Source organism: Salegentibacter holothuriorum, assembly GCF_900168045.1.
Lineage (GTDB): Bacteria > Bacteroidota > Bacteroidia > Flavobacteriales > Flavobacteriaceae > Salegentibacter > Salegentibacter holothuriorum.
In genome coordinates this window covers 286,794-305,213 of the sequence record NZ_FUYY01000003.1, presented here as the reverse complement: position 1 = coordinate 305,213, position 18,420 = coordinate 286,794, and the positions used below count along the sequence as shown (strand labels likewise).

The following is an 18,420-nucleotide window of genomic DNA, read 5'->3' as shown; positions in this document are numbered from 1 at the left end:
TGACTTAGATCTTAACTAATAATTATAACTCCTTTTTATTACTGGATTCCTCGATTCGAATAGTTGGGCCAACGCCCATTTAGACTCGCTCGACAATCCAGACCGAAGCCGAAGGCTCTTGAAGAAAACCAATCATATTTCAATTGCAATGACCTCCAAACCGTGGTAATAGGACAGTAACATATAAGCTTTAACCCAACTTAAGTCCTGCACTTCATCTTTCAAAACACGATTATACACTAAGCTCCTTCGTGAAAATAATTACACCTAAAATTTATTTTTTAAACATAACTTTGGTCTACCACCTTATCAATTTTTTGGCTCCAGGTTTGTTGAAGGGCAAATTTGTGAGCAGCTAAACTCATGCTACTAAGCAAATCAGGATTATAGTAAAGTTTTAAAATTGCATTGACCAGAGCGTCAATAGTTTCAGCCGGATCTTTACAAGGACATCTAAAACCAGTTTCATCATTAATTATGACCGATTGACCGTGTAGATTTATTGATACCACAGGCATTCCGAAAGCCATTGCCTCCACAAGCTGCGAACCACCTGAATCACGTAAGGAAGTAAAGAAAAATACATCATTACTAGCGTAAAATTTTTTCACTTCTTTATAAGGCACTTTTCCGTTAAATATAACAGTAGCATCTAACTCCTTAATCTTTACCGCTTCTAGAATCTTTTCTCTTTGTTCTCCGTCTCCAACCATAGTAAGAACGATTCCTGGGTATTCTTTCAATTTTTCCATTACGTCTAGTAATAACATGACACCTTTTCGGGGCATCAATCTTCCTACCCATAATAGTTTTAAACTTCCCTGCTTTTGTTTTTTAGGTTCAAAATTTATTGGATAAAAATCTTCTGGCAGTGCTATATCGAGAGTATGTTTTACTTCCTTAAATCGTATTTTTTTAACGAGATCTGCAGTATCCCTATTAGAAACCCAAACTGCTGATGCCCGTTTTAACATTTTTCTGCAGGCTGGGTTGTATTTTAATAGAAAAGCTGAAACTTTGTTTCTTTTTTCTTCCATATTCCAGCTTTTCCCAAAGTAATTCTTAAAGGCTATTGGAGAAATTTGTCCACCTCCGGCAGGCCCAAATACAAACGAAATATTCAATTTATAAATAAAAGAACCTAATTGCACACTCCCCCATGTGACATGATGAGCAATACTAAAATTAAGTTTTTTATTTAAAGATCGCGCTTTCCTAAAGGCTAATAATTGCCAAAGTAGATAATACAAATACATCCCAGACCTTGAACTAGAGTATAGTTTCTCTAATCCCATCGGTAATTTTATATAATGAAAATAAAGATTTTCTGGTTTTTTCATTTCATCAATAGCAGACTTTCCAATTTGTCTCGTTAAACAATGAACTTCAAAACCCTTATTAGCTAAACCCAAAGACCAATTCCAGCCATTTCCTTCTTCTGATCCCATTTTGGGATTACAGGCAAATGCGGAAAGTAAAATCTTTTTCATAAGAAAATATCATAATTTTTATAACCCCTATCAACTTTTATTATTAAGCACTGACGGGCATTCTACTTTATGTCTGGAAAATATCCTACTCAATGAACTGCGCAATACTTTCGGGGAGATACTAAAATTTTTATATGAATAAGCCTCATCATTAGTTCGCACTTCCTTTTCAAAAATGGCATAATATTTCAATTTTAAAACATTGGCTAAATACTTAAAAAAGGGAGGGTAATATCGATTTGAAAACATTTCGATTAATATTGTATTTGGCCTACACCATAAAATATTGGCAAATGAAGCCCCGTGCGGTCCTATAATAACATCTGCACTGGAATAAATTTCCATTTGTTCTTTAACTGTTCTGGTTTTATCTTCAATGATTTTGAAATCAAACTCTTTTAAAACCTGAATTATTTCTTCCTCATTTCTTAATTTCCTTCTAATCTTTCTAGATATATAGATACGTTTGTATTCAGGAAATTTCTTGATGGACACAGACAATGGAAGTTTAATTAAGTTTTTAATATCCCTAGTATTGGGGAAAAACCAATTTTCATTATTGGCGAAATAATATTTCTCTGCCGCTACTATATTACTCCTGACATCAAGGACTTGATTTTCTTCTAATCCTGCAATTTTCCAAAATTCTTTTTCAAATTTTTTTCCAAATATGGGGCATAAAACAACAGATCGTTGATACTCCTCTTCCCCTATCACCTCCCTAATTCTCAGAAGTTTAGCATATATATAAAAAAGAAAGTCGTAATAGCCTCCACCCCATTTGTGCGACCATAAAACAATACAATTTTTACTATAATTTATATCTCTTTTACTGAGACTAAAGCAGCTACGCAAAAACTCTGAGGATCCAAAATCTAAATCCAAAACCTTTGATCTTACCTGAATTCCACCATAAGGCAATATTTTTACAGCTTTACCACTAAGACAATAAACGGCACTGTAAGATGATTTTATTATATCTCCTTTATCCAAACCCTTAATTGTACCTCCAAATGTTTCAACTGGTAATAATTGCACCGAATTTTGACGATGAAAATTTATTTCAGCACTCTTTAAAAATTTAAGAGTTTGATCTTTATTTAAAAGTTTTACCCCTAAAACTCTTGCCGCCAGCGGTATCAGACTCTTCACCCATAATCTTACTATATTTTTTAGTTTTAAAAACATTTCCCAAACTGTTTACATAGTAATTTTTAATGATTTAGTATTCCATTAAAACCTTCAAAATCCTCTGAATGCTTCAGAAAACCTGCTAATAATTATTTCTGTCACCAATTCTTTTCCTCCTTCAACTCGGCAAAATGTTCTATTCGTATTGAAGGCAGTTATAAATAAAACAGTACATACTATTATCTATTCTCTTTAGAATATTCATTATATCTTATTTTTAACAATCCGGAAAATCCTCCTAAACTTTCTGCGATTTTTATAAGTCCGATATACCTATATTTAAATTTGAAAGGAAGTAAGAGTAAACAAACAACGCCTAAATTAAAATAGACAAAACTTATTAATAGTTTTTTTAAAATACCCATGATTTTTTTTTCCAATACTAGTATATACACAAACGAATTTGCGCCCCTATATTTTCGTTGCAATATCCATTTAAGGGTTCCCCTTTTTTTAGAAATGTACTCGTAGGCTAGTGCTTTTGCAGCATAATAAATAGTCCCATTTTTTTTTAAGACGCAAATTCCGAAATAGATATCTTCGGCTCCCGTTGTGTTAAACCTTTTATCAAATTGCAGTTGATTGTCTTTTAAAAATTCAACACGCATAATGAGATTACCGGTCATTATAAAATTCAACTGCTTATTATTTTCAAATTGAGGAAGAAAAAACCATTTTGAAATGGCCTTTGATACCTTTACTTCAAATGCCGGGACTACTGGTCCCATTACCATATCACCTTTATTTTTTACAGTTGTATATATCAATTCATTGAGCCAATGCTCGGTTACATACTGGTCATCATCAATAAATACTACAAAATCTGGATCAAATAAAAGTGCCTTTTTTATTATTTCATTTCTTACATTGGAAAGGCCTTTTATCGGGTAATTATGATAATGAAGCTTAAACTTGGGAGAGTCGCTAGATTTATGCTGTAAAATAATTTCTTCTGCAGTTTTGTCTCTATCATTATCTACAATTAAAATTTCTACCGTTGAAATAAATTTCCTATCTATAGAGCATTTATAAATACTATTGATCAATTTCTCCAACATTAGTGGCCTTTTATATGTTGGAATGCCAATAACTAAATGGTTCATGAAAATATTATTTATAAATAATTGTTTTTTCGGCCGTTTTTAAAATCATTTGTTGAAATTCCTGCGCAACAAGATCGGAATCATGACGAGTTTCAGCCACATTTTTAGCTGTTGTAGCAATTTCTTTTCGAAGAGGCATATCAAGAATTAAGTTCTTCAGTTTTTCCATTAGAACAGTTGTATTGCTTTCTGTCACAACTTCTGCCCAATTATATTCTTCAGCATATTTAACCAAGGCAGTGTCTTGTGGTGCGTAAATAATTATTGGTGTTCCACTTGCCATATATTCTGGAGCTTTTGTGGGCATAGAGTATTTGATATAACTTCGGGATTCTGAACTAAAATCATAAGGCAAAATCAAAATATCGGCCTGGGCAAAAACGTTAGGAAGTTCTTCATAGGCCACAAATTCCTGGTGTTTAACATTCTTATAATTACTAATCCAATTGGGAACTTTATTAGTTTGGATTTTAAATTTAATATCGGCATTAAGTTCTTTATTAATCATTTTTATCGCTTCAGCTATATTTCGCAAAGAATCATCGATACCTAGACCAATCCTTCCGGCATATAATACTGTTGGATTTTTGGCAAGGTGATAATTGTTTCTTTGTGCTTTTTTCCAAAAATTTAAATTTATTGGATTATGAAAAGTGACAAAATTCCTTCCATAACGATTTTTATATTCTTCACACATATAATCACTAATCCCCATCAGTAAATCAGCTTTATTCAGAAGATGTCTGAACTCTTTATCTATTTTTTGTTCCCAATATTTTTTCAAGGGACCTTTTACTCCTATTAAAGAAGGCCAATCATCCATCATATGAAAAATAACAGGGCGTTTTTTGTATTTAATAATCTCGGTACAAAAAAGAACACTTTCTCTTGTTTCGGCCTGTATGTAATATACATCGGGGTCAAGATCATCCAACCACTTACAAAAACCGGGAGACAAACTAGTTTTGGCCTGAAAATGGGAAATTCCGATGTAATTAAAAAGTGGGACTATAAAGTCAAGAATCAATTTTACCCGAAATTTTGATCTTTTTCCAACCACCTTCTGTTTATTATTTGACCTATCTCCAATATTTATTGGTCCCGAATAATATTTCCGGCCGAAAAGATTTAATGGGAAAATCCATTTCCGTTCTTTTGAACCCAACTGATAATAATTATTGCAAGGGGTCGGATCCATCTTTTGGGTAAGCAAATAGCCCAGGCAGGCGACTGCCAATTTCTTTCTTTCCCAGTTACAAAAGAGATTTGATAGGGTAACTCCACCTCCCGTATTTTTATTAAAGGGTTGATTGATTATTAAAACTTTAGGTAGTGACATAGCTATAGGTTAACTGTTGGCTGTTTTAAATCAGAATTAGCCTCCTCCTTAAAATAGCTTATAAGCGTTTCATTTGGAATATTCCTTATGTTTTTAGAATAGCAAATACCTACTGATATCCATAATAAAATATACGGCATAGTGAAGGTATGAATGGTAGAGGGATACATATTTAATAATATCCATATAATCCAAAGAGCGGCAGCTTTGCTTAGCAAATTGGTTGAATAGAAGAGTCCTTTAAAAATAGCGGGGATAGTTATCAACAAAAAAAGTGATAGAGACATAAGTCCTCCTTTTAAGATTATTTGAAGATAATCAGTTTCTATGGTACTGCGATAGCCAGTTACATCGTCTTGATCTATGCCTGGACAAAAATATTCACCTAACATTCCTTTACCTATTATCCAGTCTTTAAAGCTTAAATCTTGAAAAAAGCAGATTTCTACTGTAGAGCGGGTATCTTCCAATCCACGATCTGTAATATGATCAAAAATGCTATGTTTTTGATAAGAAAAAAATTCTAATCCGAAAATAAATAATATCCCTCCACATATAATTGTAAGCAATACTAAAAAAAATTTATTCCTGGTTTGAGATAGGAAAAGTAAATAAGAAAAAACAGCTGTGAGGCCACACATAAAAAGTAAACCACGGCGAGCCCTTACCAGAGCGAAAAAAATGGTTACTAATAATATAATGATAAGAAAAAATTTCTTTCTATTAGAATGATAAGTGTAGACCATTAACAGAAAGAAAGCCGGCACAGCAAGCGTTTTTGAAAAGTATTCTACAATGTTCAAACTGGTAAGACTTGCTCCCTGGCTTAAAAGATCTTTTAAAAAAAAAACATCATAAATCAAATAAGCAATGGCTAGTAAGAATATAGTTTGAAAAAGCTTTTTTAAATAAAAAAGTTTAAGAGGCAGTAATATAAATAACGGACTTAGATATAGAATCCCACCAAACCAAGCATCAAAAAGCATGAATTTTAATTGATCAAAATTGCTGGGGAAATCTCTTATAACAATAAATATTATCCAGATTATATACAAGGAAAAAAATACTTGTAAATAAGTATTTACAAGTCTAAATTTTATCAGGTTGAAAAATAAAGGGATAAACAACACAAGACCTACAATTTGTATAAACTGACAAATAACGTAATTTACATAGGTGGTAGTTGATAAGGTATAACTTAGTATATAAAGCAGAAAACCAATCCACATTAGATTTACCAATTCGCGTTCCCTGTAAGTTGTTTGCAAAAATGGTTTCAAAATTTTCTCCACGAAGTCTTAATTTAGAACACTTTTAATCAATTCCCGATGTTTGTTCATTACAGTTACCGGATTAAATTCCATTAAACGATGGCCCGAAATACTTTCTTTTAGACAGAAAGCAATTCCCCGAGCTAGATCTTCAGCATTTTTGTACTCTGCTAAATAGCCGTTTTTTTTATGATCAATTAATTCTGGTATTCCACCTACCTTAAATGCAACTACTGGAGTTCCACAGGATAATGACTCTAAAATAGTGTAAGGTAAATTATCGGCGAGAGAAGGGGCTACAAAAACATTTGCCGCATTATAAATAATGGATGTCGCATATTCGTTATCTACAAATCCCATAAACCTGGTCTCGAAAGGAATAGAATCTAAAATTTCGGGATTAGGACTGCTTCCAAAGACAACAATTTGTATTTCCTTATTTTCTAATTCATACAATATATTAAGGGCTGTTTTTAAATACTCCCAGCCTTTATAAGGACTGTTAATTGCCATCGCCCCAAATGCAATAATATGTTTGTTACTATCTATATTCAAAATCTGCCTGGCAACGTTCCTACTAAATGGTTTAAACAGCGATTTATCGATAATATTAGGAATATGAAATAAAGGTTTAGAACCTAATAAAGCCGATTTCTGGGAACAGTCAAATAACCATTTACTTGGAGAAACGAAATATAAATTTTGATATTTGGAATAAAAAAGCAGCTTCCTATTAAAGCCTTTATATGAAAGATCTTTAATCTTTTTATTATCAAAAACCTGACAATTTTCACATTGAATTGTATATTTATTACAGTCAAAACTATGATGGCACCCCCCGGTAATAGTCCACATATCGTGCATCACGAAAATAAGCGGTTTTCTCAACCTGGCCAGTTTTTCCAAACTTTGTATACTTAAAAACCCGTTTAATATCCAGTGTACGTAAATTACATCGGCTTGTATTACTTCTTGTTTTTTAGAAATATCGGAGCCTATAACTGGATAAGAAAATTTCCCGTACTTGGAAAGCATATCCTTTGTGAGGTAGGCTTCTACCGTATTGTTAATCCTTGACAACAACCGAGCCTTCTTCCCCATTACCGAAATATCCTCATTTTCATTCTTATCTGGATATAGCACCAGAATACCAGATTCAATTTTTGCTTCCAGGAAAGCTTGATGTAATCGGTTTGCAGGGCTTGCCGAAGAAAATCCGTATTGTAGTTGTAGAACTTTAGTCATTTATGGAAAAACCACTTCTAAATTAAGTTTTTAATCTTCTTCTTGAAATTATGGTACAGCAAATCTCCCTGGTATCCCAACCTTGAAAAACTACCATATTCGTTAATATTTACCGCCTTTGCCATATAACGGTTTAACATGATTACATTAGCCGTTTTTAGTGGTAGCCTGTTAATATAACTGTTAGTAGTGAATACATATTGAAATCCAACTTTATTAGCCAATTCTATTAGACTACTGGAATAATTCCCGTTAGGAAACGCCAGTATATTAGGCTTGTAGCCTATAATTTCCGTTAAAATCTCGTTTGATTTTTTAAACTCTTCAATAATTTCGGCCTTGGTATAATTTGTAAGAATAACATGATTGTGAGTATGATTCCCTATTGTTACCAAATCGTGTTCGGCAAATATCTTGAGTTCTTCAATAGACATTGGACGGTCTACATCACTCCAGGGTTCAAAGCAAGTATTGCCAAAATTATGAAGCAAATATTGATCAATCTCGAAATATTTAAATCTTTTTAGATATTCTTGTTCTTGTTGTACCATTTTTAATGAAACTCCCTCCTTGGTCCTATATTTATAAATTACATCCCACCAATAGGAAGAATTTGACACCAAATTGTTGGTCGTTATAAAATAAGTTGCCGGAACCTGAAACTCTTCCAGTATAGGAAGAGAGTAAAAATTATTGTAATAACCATCATCAAAAGTGATCATCACATACGAATTGTCTTTTTCCAAACCTTTTTTTAAATCTTCTGGAGCTATGAACTTATAATCGTTCTCAAGAAAATATTCTACAAATTCTGATAATTGTTCTTTGGTAACATTATTCTGAGGCGATACATGACTTTGTTCTTTCTGCTTTAAAGACTCATAAACCCCATGAAAGTAGAATATTAATAATTGATTTTTCTCATTCTTAAACTTGAGAAAAAAGGGATTAAAGATATCTCCCATTTTATCAATCATTAATGGTATACTAAAATCCACTTTCTGTTTTATATTCATAATTAATCAAACTTAAAGTGAATATTTAAGGGGTCCGTTTTATGGCTTTTACCACAATGGTCATTTGATAATTGGGATCTTTATAGAAAAGTTCATCCTTTTTTAGATCCTCTGCACATAATCCTTGAAGGAATGCAATACTAGAAAGAACATTTCCATAGAAATCTACCTGGACATTTCCCTTTCCGAAAACCTCTTCAAAAGACTTTTCTATAGACAAGGTTGTAAACCTCCAATAATCTCCCCATCTTGACATATCATAGGATGATACTTGTGATATTCCCGCTACTGTTGCAAGCACTACGCCACCTTCTTTTAAAAGATGTTTGGTGCCAACAATAGCATCTTTGAAGTTATAAATAAAATTAAGGGTTTGAGTACATATAAAACAATCTATTCTATTCTCCGGAAGAGTTAAAATATCTGTAAGGTCTCCAATAACCGTTGCCTGGTCATTATCTGGCGTGGCATGCAATATTTCAAATTTTTCTATATCATTGCCAAATTTCCTGGAATAGAAATCATCTGCTATTTCCATTGTTCTCCCTTTAATAAATTCAGAATTTTTCTTCAAAAAATCTTCAATATATATTCTGTCGATGGGGGTTCCCCTATCCAATCCAAAGCTTTCGGAGACTGGAGTAAGAGCCCGTAAGTTATACCAGTTAGGTCTTTTCAATAATCTTTTTAGATACTTATTCATATTTTCTTATGTAATTTATCTAATCCAAATTCCCCGTTTATTTTTAACAACAATCATATAATATTGAAGGGGAGCTAGTATAAGACCATTGAAATTAGCTATTATTGAAGCCAAAAACAGTGAATATACCCCCATTTGATAGTGTTTGATAAAAAGAAAGACAAGTGCAATAAATAGAAAAGGACTAATTAGACTGGACCAGAATTGAAGTCTTAAAGCACTAATACCATTTAAAAAATTCACATACTTTGATTCGAACATTAGGCTACAGAAATAAAAAAAACCCCATAAAGATAACACAAAGCTTATATTTACCGTTTCTTTCCCAAGCCATAGAGTATATATAGTTTCAGAAAATAGCAGCATAATTAGACCTGCTATTATAAAAAGGATATTTAGCATATTATATTTTTTAATACTGTTCCTAATCCATGCTATATCTCCTTTTAAAAAAGCTTCAGTAGAAGCTGACCAAAACGGACTTATAAATATCATAAAGCCCATATTAAGTATACCAAAATACCTATAAACAATATTATAATCAGTAACATGGACGGGGCCAAAATTCCTTGAAATAATAATATTTGCAGATTCAAATTGCACTAAACTAGCAACTTGAATGACGAAAAAAATCCCTCCTAGATTAAACAAGCTTTTAGCGTGTGAAAATCTCACTTTTTTAAATGAGGGTTTATATGCTTTATATTTACCTGAAAAGAAAAAAAAATTTGCTCCGGCCAAGGCAAGAATAGGCGCTATGCAAAGAGCCAAACCCAAATAGATTAAAGAACCCTGTGTTGTTAACACGAGTCCCACAATTAACAACAAAGCTACTCCCTGGCCAATTAAATCTATTAAAGATGCCTTTGCAGGTTCTTGATCTGCGGTAATAATCGTTGTTAAAACCCTTAATACAAACTGCAGACAGAAGTAGGTAAATACAATTAAAGCCAATATAGAAATCTCATTGGAAAATTCTTCTGAAACATTCAGGATATCGCTCCATTCTAAAAATGGATTTATCAAAAGAAAAATTAACCAAATGGTAGTGAAAATAATACCCAGAATTGCATAAGTTGTACTAACATAAACCTGTGCACTTTCATCATCTCCCTCGGCTATAGCTATAGCGAACTTATTTCTTAATCCCTGAGTAAGCCCTATATCAAAAAAACTAAACCATGCGACTATTGAACTTATGGTTAACCATATACCATATCTCTCGGGGTTCACATAATTGATCGTAAGTGGCACAAGAAGAAGACTTATTGCTATACTTCCCCCTTTTAACCCTATAGAAGTAATAATGTTTTTCTTTGCTTTTATGCTACGTTCATGGCCTTTATTTAAGAAGGTTTGAAAAAAAGAAAATAAGGGAATGAGATATTTTTTTAACATTATTTATAGGTACAAGATGTTTAAGAATAAAATACCTTTGGCATTCGCTATTTTGAACTTAAACAGCTCTAACCACAATTTAAGCTATTATTTAAAGGGAATATATTCCCGAACTATCAGGATCTTCAGATTATAGATTATTTCAAATTAAATTTTCTCCAGATAAGGGGTAAATAATCTTTTGTTTTTATGCTACGGGTACTTCTGATTTTCTAAGGTTGGCATACAATCTTTCTATCCCCTCATTTAAAGAAACAGTATGTGTCCATCCCAGTTCATGTAATCTTGAGATGTCTGTAACCTTCCTCATGGTACCCTCTGGCTTTTCAGTATTAAAGAAAAATTCTCCTTGAAATTTTATAATCTTTTTAATTAAATATGCCAATTGCTTTATTGACAATTCATTACCTGTTCCTATGTTAATATGGGAATTACGTATTTCTGTAAAATCTTCATTATTCAGGAATTGGTCTACAATATTGCGAAAACTAATATTCTTCATTAAAAATACACAAGCATCGGCCATATCTTCACTCCATAGAAATTCCCGCATCGGTTCTCCACTACCCCAAATTTCCACTACAACTCGTTGACCGGTTTTATAAATGCCATATTTTTTTAAAATTTCAAGTATTTTTTCATTTCCTGCCTCACCATCTATTTGCTCAATTGGGCGAGTATTCAGATCATTTTTAATAGCTTTCCAATTACCCATTTCTAAAGACTTTCCTAAATAAATTTTTCTTAATAAAGCTGGGAGTACATGGGAAGTTTCAAGATTAAAATTATCGTTAGGTCCATACAAATTTGTAGGCATTACTGAAATAAAATCTGTTTTATACTGAAGATTATAGCTTTCACACATTTTCATCCCTGCAATTTTAGCTATTGCATAAGGTTCATTAGTGTATTCTAAACTATTACTTAACAGATATTCCTCTTTTATTGGCTGAGGGCAATTCTTAGGATACACACAAGTACTTCCCAGAAATAGGAGCTTTTTTACATTATGTATATAACTTTGATGTATCACATGATTTTGAATCATCAAATTTTGGTAAATAAAATCTGCTCTATAATTATTATTAGCCAGGATACCTCCAACTTTAGCTGCTGCTAAAAAAACATATTCTGGCTTTTCTTTCTCAAAAAAAGTAGCAACTGCAGGTTCACTTGTAAGGTCAAGATTTTTATGAGATCGGGTTATTAAGTTGAAATAACCATTGTCTTTCAAATTTTTTAAGATAGCACTACCCACGAGTCCACGATGACCGGCGATATAAATTCTAGAATCTTTTTGCATAAAATCAATTTGTTATAAAAAACCGTTCTTCTTCTAAAAAAAGAGCCTCTTATTCGTAATAGTTAAAAGTTTGATACCCTCCCTTTTGCAATAAACAATCCTTCTGCATATGTTTCACATCACTTTCCATCATTTCCTTAACCAGATTTTGTAAATTATATTCTGGAATCCATCCTAGTTTTGTTTTAGCCTTTGTGGCATCACCTATTAAAAGGTCAACCTCTGTAGGACGAAAATATTTAGGGTCTATCGCCAGTACCTCCAGACCTTTCTCTAATTGAAATTCTGGCTTTGAACACGAAGCAATGTAACCTTTCTCATCAACTCCTTTACCTTTAAATTCAATTTCAATCCCCACCTCATTGAAGGCCAGCCTTACAAATTCCCTAACAGTGGTGGCAACCCCAGTTGCTATAACCCAATCTTCTGGTTCATCTGCCTGCAAGATCATCCACATCATACGAACATAATCCTTGGCATGACCCCAATCTCGACGGGCATCCAAATTTCCCAAATAAAGTTTACTCTGCAAACCCAAGGCTATCCTTGCTGCCGCACGAGTGATTTTTCGAGTTACAAAGGTCTCCCCTCTTTTAGGAGATTCATGATTGAACAAGATACCATTACAAGCATACATTCCATAAGCCTCCCTATAATTAACTGTAATCCAGTAGGCATATAATTTCGCAATGGCGTAGGGGCTTCTTGGATAAAAGGGAGTTATTTCTGTTTGTGGAACTTCCTGAACCTTACCATATAACTCTGAAGTAGATGCTTGATAAATTTTTGTTTTCTTTTCCCGCCCTAACAACCTTACAGCCTCCAAAATGCGTAAAGTTCCTATACCATCGGCATTACCAGTATATTCAGGTATTTCAAAGGATACTTGCACATGGCTCATCGCGGCTAAATTATATATTTCATCTGGTCGTATTTCCTGAATTAAACGAATAAGATTAGTACTATCAGTCATATCCCCATAATGAAGTATAAAATTTCTATTTTTTTCATGAGGATCTTGGTATAAATGATCTACTCTTTCTGTATTAAAAAGTGAAGTTCTTCTTTTTAAACCGTGAACTTCATAACCTTTACTTAATAAAAGTTCGCTTAAATAAGCTCCATCCTGTCCAGTTACTCCTGTAATTAATGCTATTTTCATTCTATGATTTTTTTATTTATATAATTATTATTCTCTTTTAAATCTTAAAAATTGCATTAATACTCTTTAGATTATGTATTAAATTAGTATTCTTCTGATATGGGGAAATAGCTATGGAATTTTTGCAAAAATCAGTTTTGAATCTTTGCTTCACAAAATTGGTTTAGGCGATTATAAACCAGATTGAAAAAATTTAATTTTAGATATTAATTATTGTTAAGGCTTAAGTTTTTTGATTAGCATAAGACATTACATGTTTTAAGTCGTAACCATAGCCATAATCTGTAAGCACCATACCCCTAACTTTCAATCCATTAAAAACAATAGAAACATTTTTAAGCGATTGTAAACCTGCTGATTCATCAAGTCTTTTAAGAGACTCCTTTGAAGTATAACCGTGTCTTACAACGAATAAAGTTTTTTCACTAAACTCTGCTATGAGGTTTACTTCAGCTAAAATATTTACTGGAGCGGTATCAATTATAATATACTCAAAATCATCTGACAGCGAATCCATTAGGAATTCTAACTTCCCATTTAATAGCGTTTCAGTATAATCATCTGCCCTGGCACCAGTACCTATTACAAATAAATTTGAGTTTACTTCAGATGGATGAATAATTTCATCGTAAGTTACTTCTCCCTTTAATAAACCTATAATACCTTTCGAGTTGGAGAGATTAAACAATTCTGAAGTATTATGTTTTCTGAAATCCATGTCTACAAGAACTACTCTCTTTCCTGTTTGTGCTAAACTAAAGGCAAGGTTGGAGCTTACAAAACTTTTTCCTTCACCAGAAATTCCAGAAGTGACTAATATTCTCTTATTTTGAATATCCTGCCTATATAAACCAAGTCTCGCACCTAATTGCCTAAACTGCTCAATTAAAACAAAGTCCTGTGGTTTTTTAAATTTCTTATTCTTTGATTTCTTTGCGTAAAATAGTTCGGCAATCACAGGAATATCCGTAAGACCCTCAATATCATCTCTATATAAAACCATACCACTAAGAACTTCCTTTCCTACCACATAACCAGTCCCAATTCCAACAGCAAGTAAAATAGCTATTAAGTATATAAAAAGTGGTTTGGGGCTTACTGGATAAATTGACGCCTCAGCTTTATCAATCATCGCACTATTTTCATTTGTAGGCACATTTGCCAGGGCTGCTTCCTCTCTTTTTTGAAGAAGATAAGAGAACAAGTTATTTTTAATTGTTTTTCGCCTATTTATTTCAAGGAGTGTCCTTTCCTTTCCTGGAATGTTTCTCAAAGTAGAGTTAAACCTCCTGTTATTAGAGTTCAAACTACTTAATCTTGATTGTAAATTCTGCCTTTGGCTTTTTACATTTTCTAATATACTTGGTCTAATTTTAGAAATTTGATTGGAAATAGAAGTTAAAATTGGATTGTTTTCGCCGGTAGTTTTCTTTAACCTCTCATAGTCTACTTCAAGATTATATAGCTTCTCAATAAGCTGTGATAAAATTGGATCACTAATTCCAAGTGTTGAAGGAACCATACCTCCAGCGCTACCTTTTGAAATTACATAATTTTCAACATTATTTAATACAGCTAGCTGAAGTTCAAGTTCCGAAATTTGTTTGTCGTTCTCACCAACATCCTGAAGATATAACCTACCTTGTTCACTCAAATCTACCACACCTTCATTAGACTTATATTGTTGAATTTTATATTCAAGTTCATCTAACTCTTCTTCTACATTTTCAATTCTTTCATCAATAAAAGTCATAGTACTTAAGGCAAGTTCATTTTGATCCTTAATTATTTTTTGGTTGTACTGGTAAATTAAGCGGTTAAGAATATTTTCAGCTCTTTCTGGTACCTCGTCCTTAATACTTAAATTAACTACCGATGAAAGCTTATTAGAAGTACTTATATCTAATTCATCTAATAAACTAGTAGAAATTATCTTGGGGTTCAATAAATAAAAAAACAATGGATTACTTGCTTTCTTATTTACATTATCATTCTTTACAAACATAATTGTTTGTCCATTTGAAATCTCAAACCACTTATTTAGTGAATATTCCTTACCAGAGAAAACAACATTTTCTTCGTTAAAATTATAATTGAAAAAATGCTTTTCTGGTTCTTCATTTGAGATACTAATCCTATTTGGTTCTTTAACTATCACCTTGATTGGACTTGAAGTATAAGCTGAAATAGCTTTAATCCTGCCATCTTCATAGATGGGAGCGTAAAGATCCAAGTCTCTAACAACCGATTTCATTAAATCTCTGGACTTTAGAACTTCAATTTCATTCTCTACAATTTTTTTTGAATCAAAGGGATTTATACTTTCCATAATTCTAGAATTATCCACTCCCTTTTCCTCATCTTTTATCATAATTGAAGCTGAGGCCTCATAAATTGGAGTAACGTATTTTAGATATCCCCAGGCTCCTAAAACACAAACCACGACAAGCACCAAGAATAGTGGCCAAAAAGGAAAAAATGTCTTTATGATATACCTGAAAAGATTATCCTCTTTTCCGGTGTTAGAATTGTATTTCATGTCTTTTCTATTTAGTTACAGGAACCTGTCTAAGGCAATGACAGCTAGAGAAAGAGAACTAATAATAATAGGCAACCATTGATTGACCCTGCTTGTAGAGGCTACTTTAGACTTATTAGCTTCAACATAAATAATATCATTAGACTTAAGATTATAATATGGCGAGGTAAATATTTCTTCTGAAGTTAAATCAAGCCTAATCAGTTTTTTTACATTTCCTTCTTCCCTTATTAATAGAATATTATCACGTTTTGCATACACTGTAAGGTCCCCGGCTAAACCTAAAGCTTCTAATAAAGTTACTTTTTCACTAGGAATGGTCAATACTGAAGGATCCTTTACTTCGCCAAGCACAGAAACCCTATAATTCAAATATCTAATGTCTACTATGGGCTCTAGCAAAAGCTTGCGATCTATCAGTTCTTTTGTAATTTCTTCCCTTAATTGCTGTTTAGTTTTCCCCGCTGCTTTTATGGTACCTAAAAAGGGAAACCTAATAAAGCCTTCGTGATCTACCAGATAACCAGAAGCCTGAGTAGTAGTTCCTGTGGCAGTTGAGGTTTGTGTCACAGAAACATTGGAAGCATTAAAAACTTCTGTAGCTTCTGGGTTTAAACTGCTAACCGATATACTTAGCAAATCATTCTCCTTGATTACAGGTTCCATATTTTGAAATCTGGATTTAAATTCTGTATCAGGAATTTCATTAAAATAAGTTGCTTTCTTAACATTCACACAAGAGCTTAAAGAAATCACTGAGATGAAAACTAAAATTATAAATCGATTTTTTTTAAGACTTCCCTTTGAAGAAAGCATTAAAGGTGTAGTTGAATTTTTCATAGGAGGTGACTAATTTTATAAAAAGGGTTAACAAATACTAATAGGCTTTTCCTTCGCCGTAAATGCAGTTATGAATCGTTTGATAAATAATTTTCAGATCTAGCAGTGCTGTCCATTTTTCCAGATAAAAAATGTCCATCCGAGTTCTATTAATAATATCTGATTTTCTTATAATCTCACCACGATAACCCCTTACCTGGGCTAGCCCCGTTATTCCGGGTTTAGCGAAATGCCTCACCAGGTATTTATCTATATTATTTTCATATTTCATAGTATGGAGTTCCATATGCGGCCTGGGTCCAACCACACTCATATCGCCCAGAAATACGTTTATAAATTGCGGTAATTCATCAATACTGGTTTTTCTAATGAATTTTCCAATTTTTGTTACTCTTAGATCATTACGAGTACACATTTTACTATTGGCTTCTGGATTTACTCCCATAGATCTAAATTTATAGCACCAAAAGATTTTTTTGTCTTTTCCGTGACGTAATTGTTTAAAAATAACCGGGCCTTTAGATTCAAAAAAGTTCAGTATAAAAAGTAGTGGTATCAACCAGGAAAGTATAACTACAATCACTAATGATGAAAAAACAATATCAAAAATACGCTTACCATATTTTGCATAATTTTTATCAAGTGGAGATTTCCTAAGATTGAGAATAGGTAAGTTTTCAAAAATTTCAAATTCCATTGAACTTGAATAAACCCCCTTATTATCTGGAATTAGTTTTAATTTCGCTAGATGATTATCAGAAAAAGCCCTAATTCTTAGTAACTCTGATTTAGTAAATTGACTAACGGAACAATAAATTTCATCGACTTCCTGTTCTGTTATAAAACGGAAACAATCTTCAAAATCACCAAGATGTTTACCCATAGTATGTTTTTCTTTTTTACCATGGAAATAACCAAGATATCTATAGCCATAATCTGGATCATTAAAGATATTTTCGAGCCGTATTAAATTTTTATCATTGCCTAAGATTATCACTTTTAAAGAGTTACCTCCACCTTGACGATAGTATTTTCTGGTCTCAAAAAAAAGCCACCTGTAAAACAACAGAAAAAACAATAATGACAATAAAACCAAAATCTGCTTTTGAGGATTGAATTCAATCTTTAGGAAAGCTAATACACTAAAATAAGAAAGTACAAAAACAAAAAAGTGCCGTAAAAATTTATGAAATTTATGTGTGAATTTTTCCTTCCTATCAATACTATAGAAATTAAGTCCAATACCTATCACTAACCAGGATATATTAACACTTAAAGCTAAAGTTTTAGTATAGGTCTCAGGTGTAAGAAAATAAAGACTCAGGTTGATTATCATTAAATGAATAACAACTGACAATGGAATAATAAAATACGACCCCTTCACAATTCAAGTGATTAGATTAATAATTTAAACTTTCGGATTACACACATTTGAAAAAAAAATCAATAAAATGTAGTTTGTAAATCCTTTATTGGGGGGTGTAATATTTTTAAATACGAACTATAAATTTTTCATGACTTCGTCACAGTGAGTCCCATTATCTAATTACGGGAGGCTTCACTTTGTTTTAGAAAAATTATTTCTACTCTCAAATAAAATAGAAAAGGGGCTTCTATATTTTAAGTAATGGCGCACTTATGCAACCATTTTTTGGGATATTCAATTTTAGACTTCCAAAGTTAAAGGTGATTGGGGGGAATAGAACTAGAAGGTAGAGGCATCTAATTCTTATTTAAATTTACATATTAATAGCACGCATCTAAATATTTTTCGATATAATGCTTAAAATTTTGTTAATCAGCATAATCACCTATATGAT

Annotated in this window: 14 protein-coding genes; all 14 read right to left on the bottom strand. The window is 32.4% G+C overall.

Annotated elements, in window-relative coordinates; translation table 11 throughout:
- Positions 1-281: 281 nt before the first annotated feature.
- Positions 282-1,490 (bottom strand): glycosyltransferase family 4 protein, encoded by a 1,209-nt coding sequence (locus tag B5X51_RS09895; RefSeq protein WP_079721016.1) that lies wholly within the window; start codon positions 1,488-1,490, stop codon positions 282-284.
- A 30-nt stretch (positions 1,491-1,520) separates the two neighbouring features.
- Positions 1,521-2,678, bottom strand: coding sequence for a glycosyltransferase family 61 protein (locus B5X51_RS09890; RefSeq protein WP_079721015.1), 1,158 nt, complete (start codon positions 2,676-2,678; stop codon positions 1,521-1,523).
- A gap of 182 nt (positions 2,679-2,860) precedes the next feature.
- Entirely contained in the window at positions 2,861-3,784 is a 924-nt protein-coding gene (locus B5X51_RS09885) for a glycosyltransferase family 2 protein (RefSeq protein ID WP_079721014.1), read from the bottom strand.
- Between the two features lie 7 nt (positions 3,785-3,791).
- Positions 3,792-5,123, bottom strand: coding sequence for a glycosyltransferase (locus tag B5X51_RS09880; RefSeq protein WP_079721013.1), 1,332 nt, complete (start codon positions 5,121-5,123; stop codon positions 3,792-3,794).
- 2 nt (positions 5,124-5,125) lie between these two features.
- On the bottom strand, positions 5,126-6,250 hold the full coding sequence (locus tag B5X51_RS09875) for a hypothetical protein (protein WP_139374862.1): 1,125 nt from the start codon (positions 6,248-6,250) through the stop codon (positions 5,126-5,128).
- Positions 6,251-6,421: 171 nt separating this feature from the next.
- The gene (locus B5X51_RS09870; protein WP_079721011.1) at positions 6,422-7,639 is read right to left on the bottom strand and encodes a glycosyltransferase; all 1,218 of its coding nucleotides are present in this window, start codon (positions 7,637-7,639) and stop codon (positions 6,422-6,424) included.
- Positions 7,640-7,656: 17 nt separating this feature from the next.
- Complete coding sequence (locus B5X51_RS09865) at positions 7,657-8,655, bottom strand: polysaccharide deacetylase family protein (protein WP_079721010.1); 999 nt, start codon at positions 8,653-8,655, stop codon at positions 7,657-7,659.
- Positions 8,656-8,680: 25 nt separating this feature from the next.
- A complete protein-coding gene (locus tag B5X51_RS09860; RefSeq protein ID WP_139374861.1) occupies positions 8,681-9,358 on the bottom strand; it encodes a methyltransferase domain-containing protein in 678 nt (225 codons plus the stop codon).
- Positions 9,359-9,373: 15 nt separating this feature from the next.
- Positions 9,374-10,756, bottom strand: a complete 1,383-nt coding sequence (locus tag B5X51_RS09855; RefSeq protein WP_079721008.1) for an MATE family efflux transporter — start codon at positions 10,754-10,756, stop codon at positions 9,374-9,376.
- Between the two features lie 187 nt (positions 10,757-10,943).
- Positions 10,944-12,059, bottom strand: coding sequence for a GDP-L-fucose synthase family protein (locus B5X51_RS09850; RefSeq protein WP_079721007.1), 1,116 nt, complete (start codon positions 12,057-12,059; stop codon positions 10,944-10,946).
- Between the two features lie 49 nt (positions 12,060-12,108).
- Positions 12,109-13,221 (bottom strand): GDP-mannose 4,6-dehydratase, encoded by a 1,113-nt coding sequence (gene gmd, locus B5X51_RS09845; RefSeq protein ID WP_079721006.1) that lies wholly within the window; start codon positions 13,219-13,221, stop codon positions 12,109-12,111.
- A 223-nt stretch (positions 13,222-13,444) separates the two neighbouring features.
- Positions 13,445-15,760, bottom strand: a complete 2,316-nt coding sequence (locus B5X51_RS09840; protein WP_079721005.1) for a GumC family protein — start codon at positions 15,758-15,760, stop codon at positions 13,445-13,447.
- A 15-nt stretch (positions 15,761-15,775) separates the two neighbouring features.
- Positions 15,776-16,600, bottom strand: coding sequence for a polysaccharide biosynthesis/export family protein (locus B5X51_RS09835; protein ID WP_217699539.1), 825 nt, complete (start codon positions 16,598-16,600; stop codon positions 15,776-15,778).
- A 37-nt stretch (positions 16,601-16,637) separates the two neighbouring features.
- Positions 16,638-17,984: an exopolysaccharide biosynthesis polyprenyl glycosylphosphotransferase gene (locus B5X51_RS09830; protein WP_079721004.1), complete on the bottom strand. Its 1,347-nt coding sequence runs from the start codon at positions 17,982-17,984 to the stop codon at positions 16,638-16,640.
- Positions 17,985-18,420: the final 436 nt, after the last annotated feature.

What these genes read in the sequence shown, in the direction of transcription:
- B5X51_RS09885 (WP_079721014.1), bottom strand. Translation starts at nt 3,784, where the DNA reads ATGAACCATTTAGTTATTGGCATTCCAACATATAAAAGGCCACTAATG.
- B5X51_RS09895 (WP_079721016.1), bottom strand. Translation starts at nt 1,490, where the DNA reads ATGAAAAAGATTTTACTTTCCGCATTTGCCTGTAATCCCAAAATGGGA.
- B5X51_RS09860 (WP_139374861.1), bottom strand. Translation starts at nt 9,358, where the DNA reads ATGAATAAGTATCTAAAAAGATTATTGAAAAGACCTAACTGGTATAAC.
- B5X51_RS09890 (WP_079721015.1), bottom strand. Translation starts at nt 2,678, where the DNA reads ATGTTTTTAAAACTAAAAAATATAGTAAGATTATGGGTGAAGAGTCTG.
- B5X51_RS09870 (WP_079721011.1), bottom strand. Translation starts at nt 7,639, where the DNA reads ATGACTAAAGTTCTACAACTACAATACGGATTTTCTTCGGCAAGCCCT.
- B5X51_RS09835 (WP_217699539.1), bottom strand. Translation starts at nt 16,600, where the DNA reads ATGAAAAATTCAACTACACCTTTAATGCTTTCTTCAAAGGGAAGTCTT.
- gmd (WP_079721006.1), bottom strand. Translation starts at nt 13,221, where the DNA reads ATGAAAATAGCATTAATTACAGGAGTAACTGGACAGGATGGAGCTTAT.
- B5X51_RS09850 (WP_079721007.1), bottom strand. Translation starts at nt 12,059, where the DNA reads ATGCAAAAAGATTCTAGAATTTATATCGCCGGTCATCGTGGACTCGTG.
- B5X51_RS09855 (WP_079721008.1), bottom strand. Translation starts at nt 10,756, where the DNA reads ATGTTAAAAAAATATCTCATTCCCTTATTTTCTTTTTTTCAAACCTTC.
- B5X51_RS09880 (WP_079721013.1), bottom strand. Translation starts at nt 5,123, where the DNA reads ATGTCACTACCTAAAGTTTTAATAATCAATCAACCCTTTAATAAAAAT.
- B5X51_RS09840 (WP_079721005.1), bottom strand. Translation starts at nt 15,760, where the DNA reads ATGAAATACAATTCTAACACCGGAAAAGAGGATAATCTTTTCAGGTAT.
- B5X51_RS09865 (WP_079721010.1), bottom strand. Translation starts at nt 8,655, where the DNA reads ATGAATATAAAACAGAAAGTGGATTTTAGTATACCATTAATGATTGAT.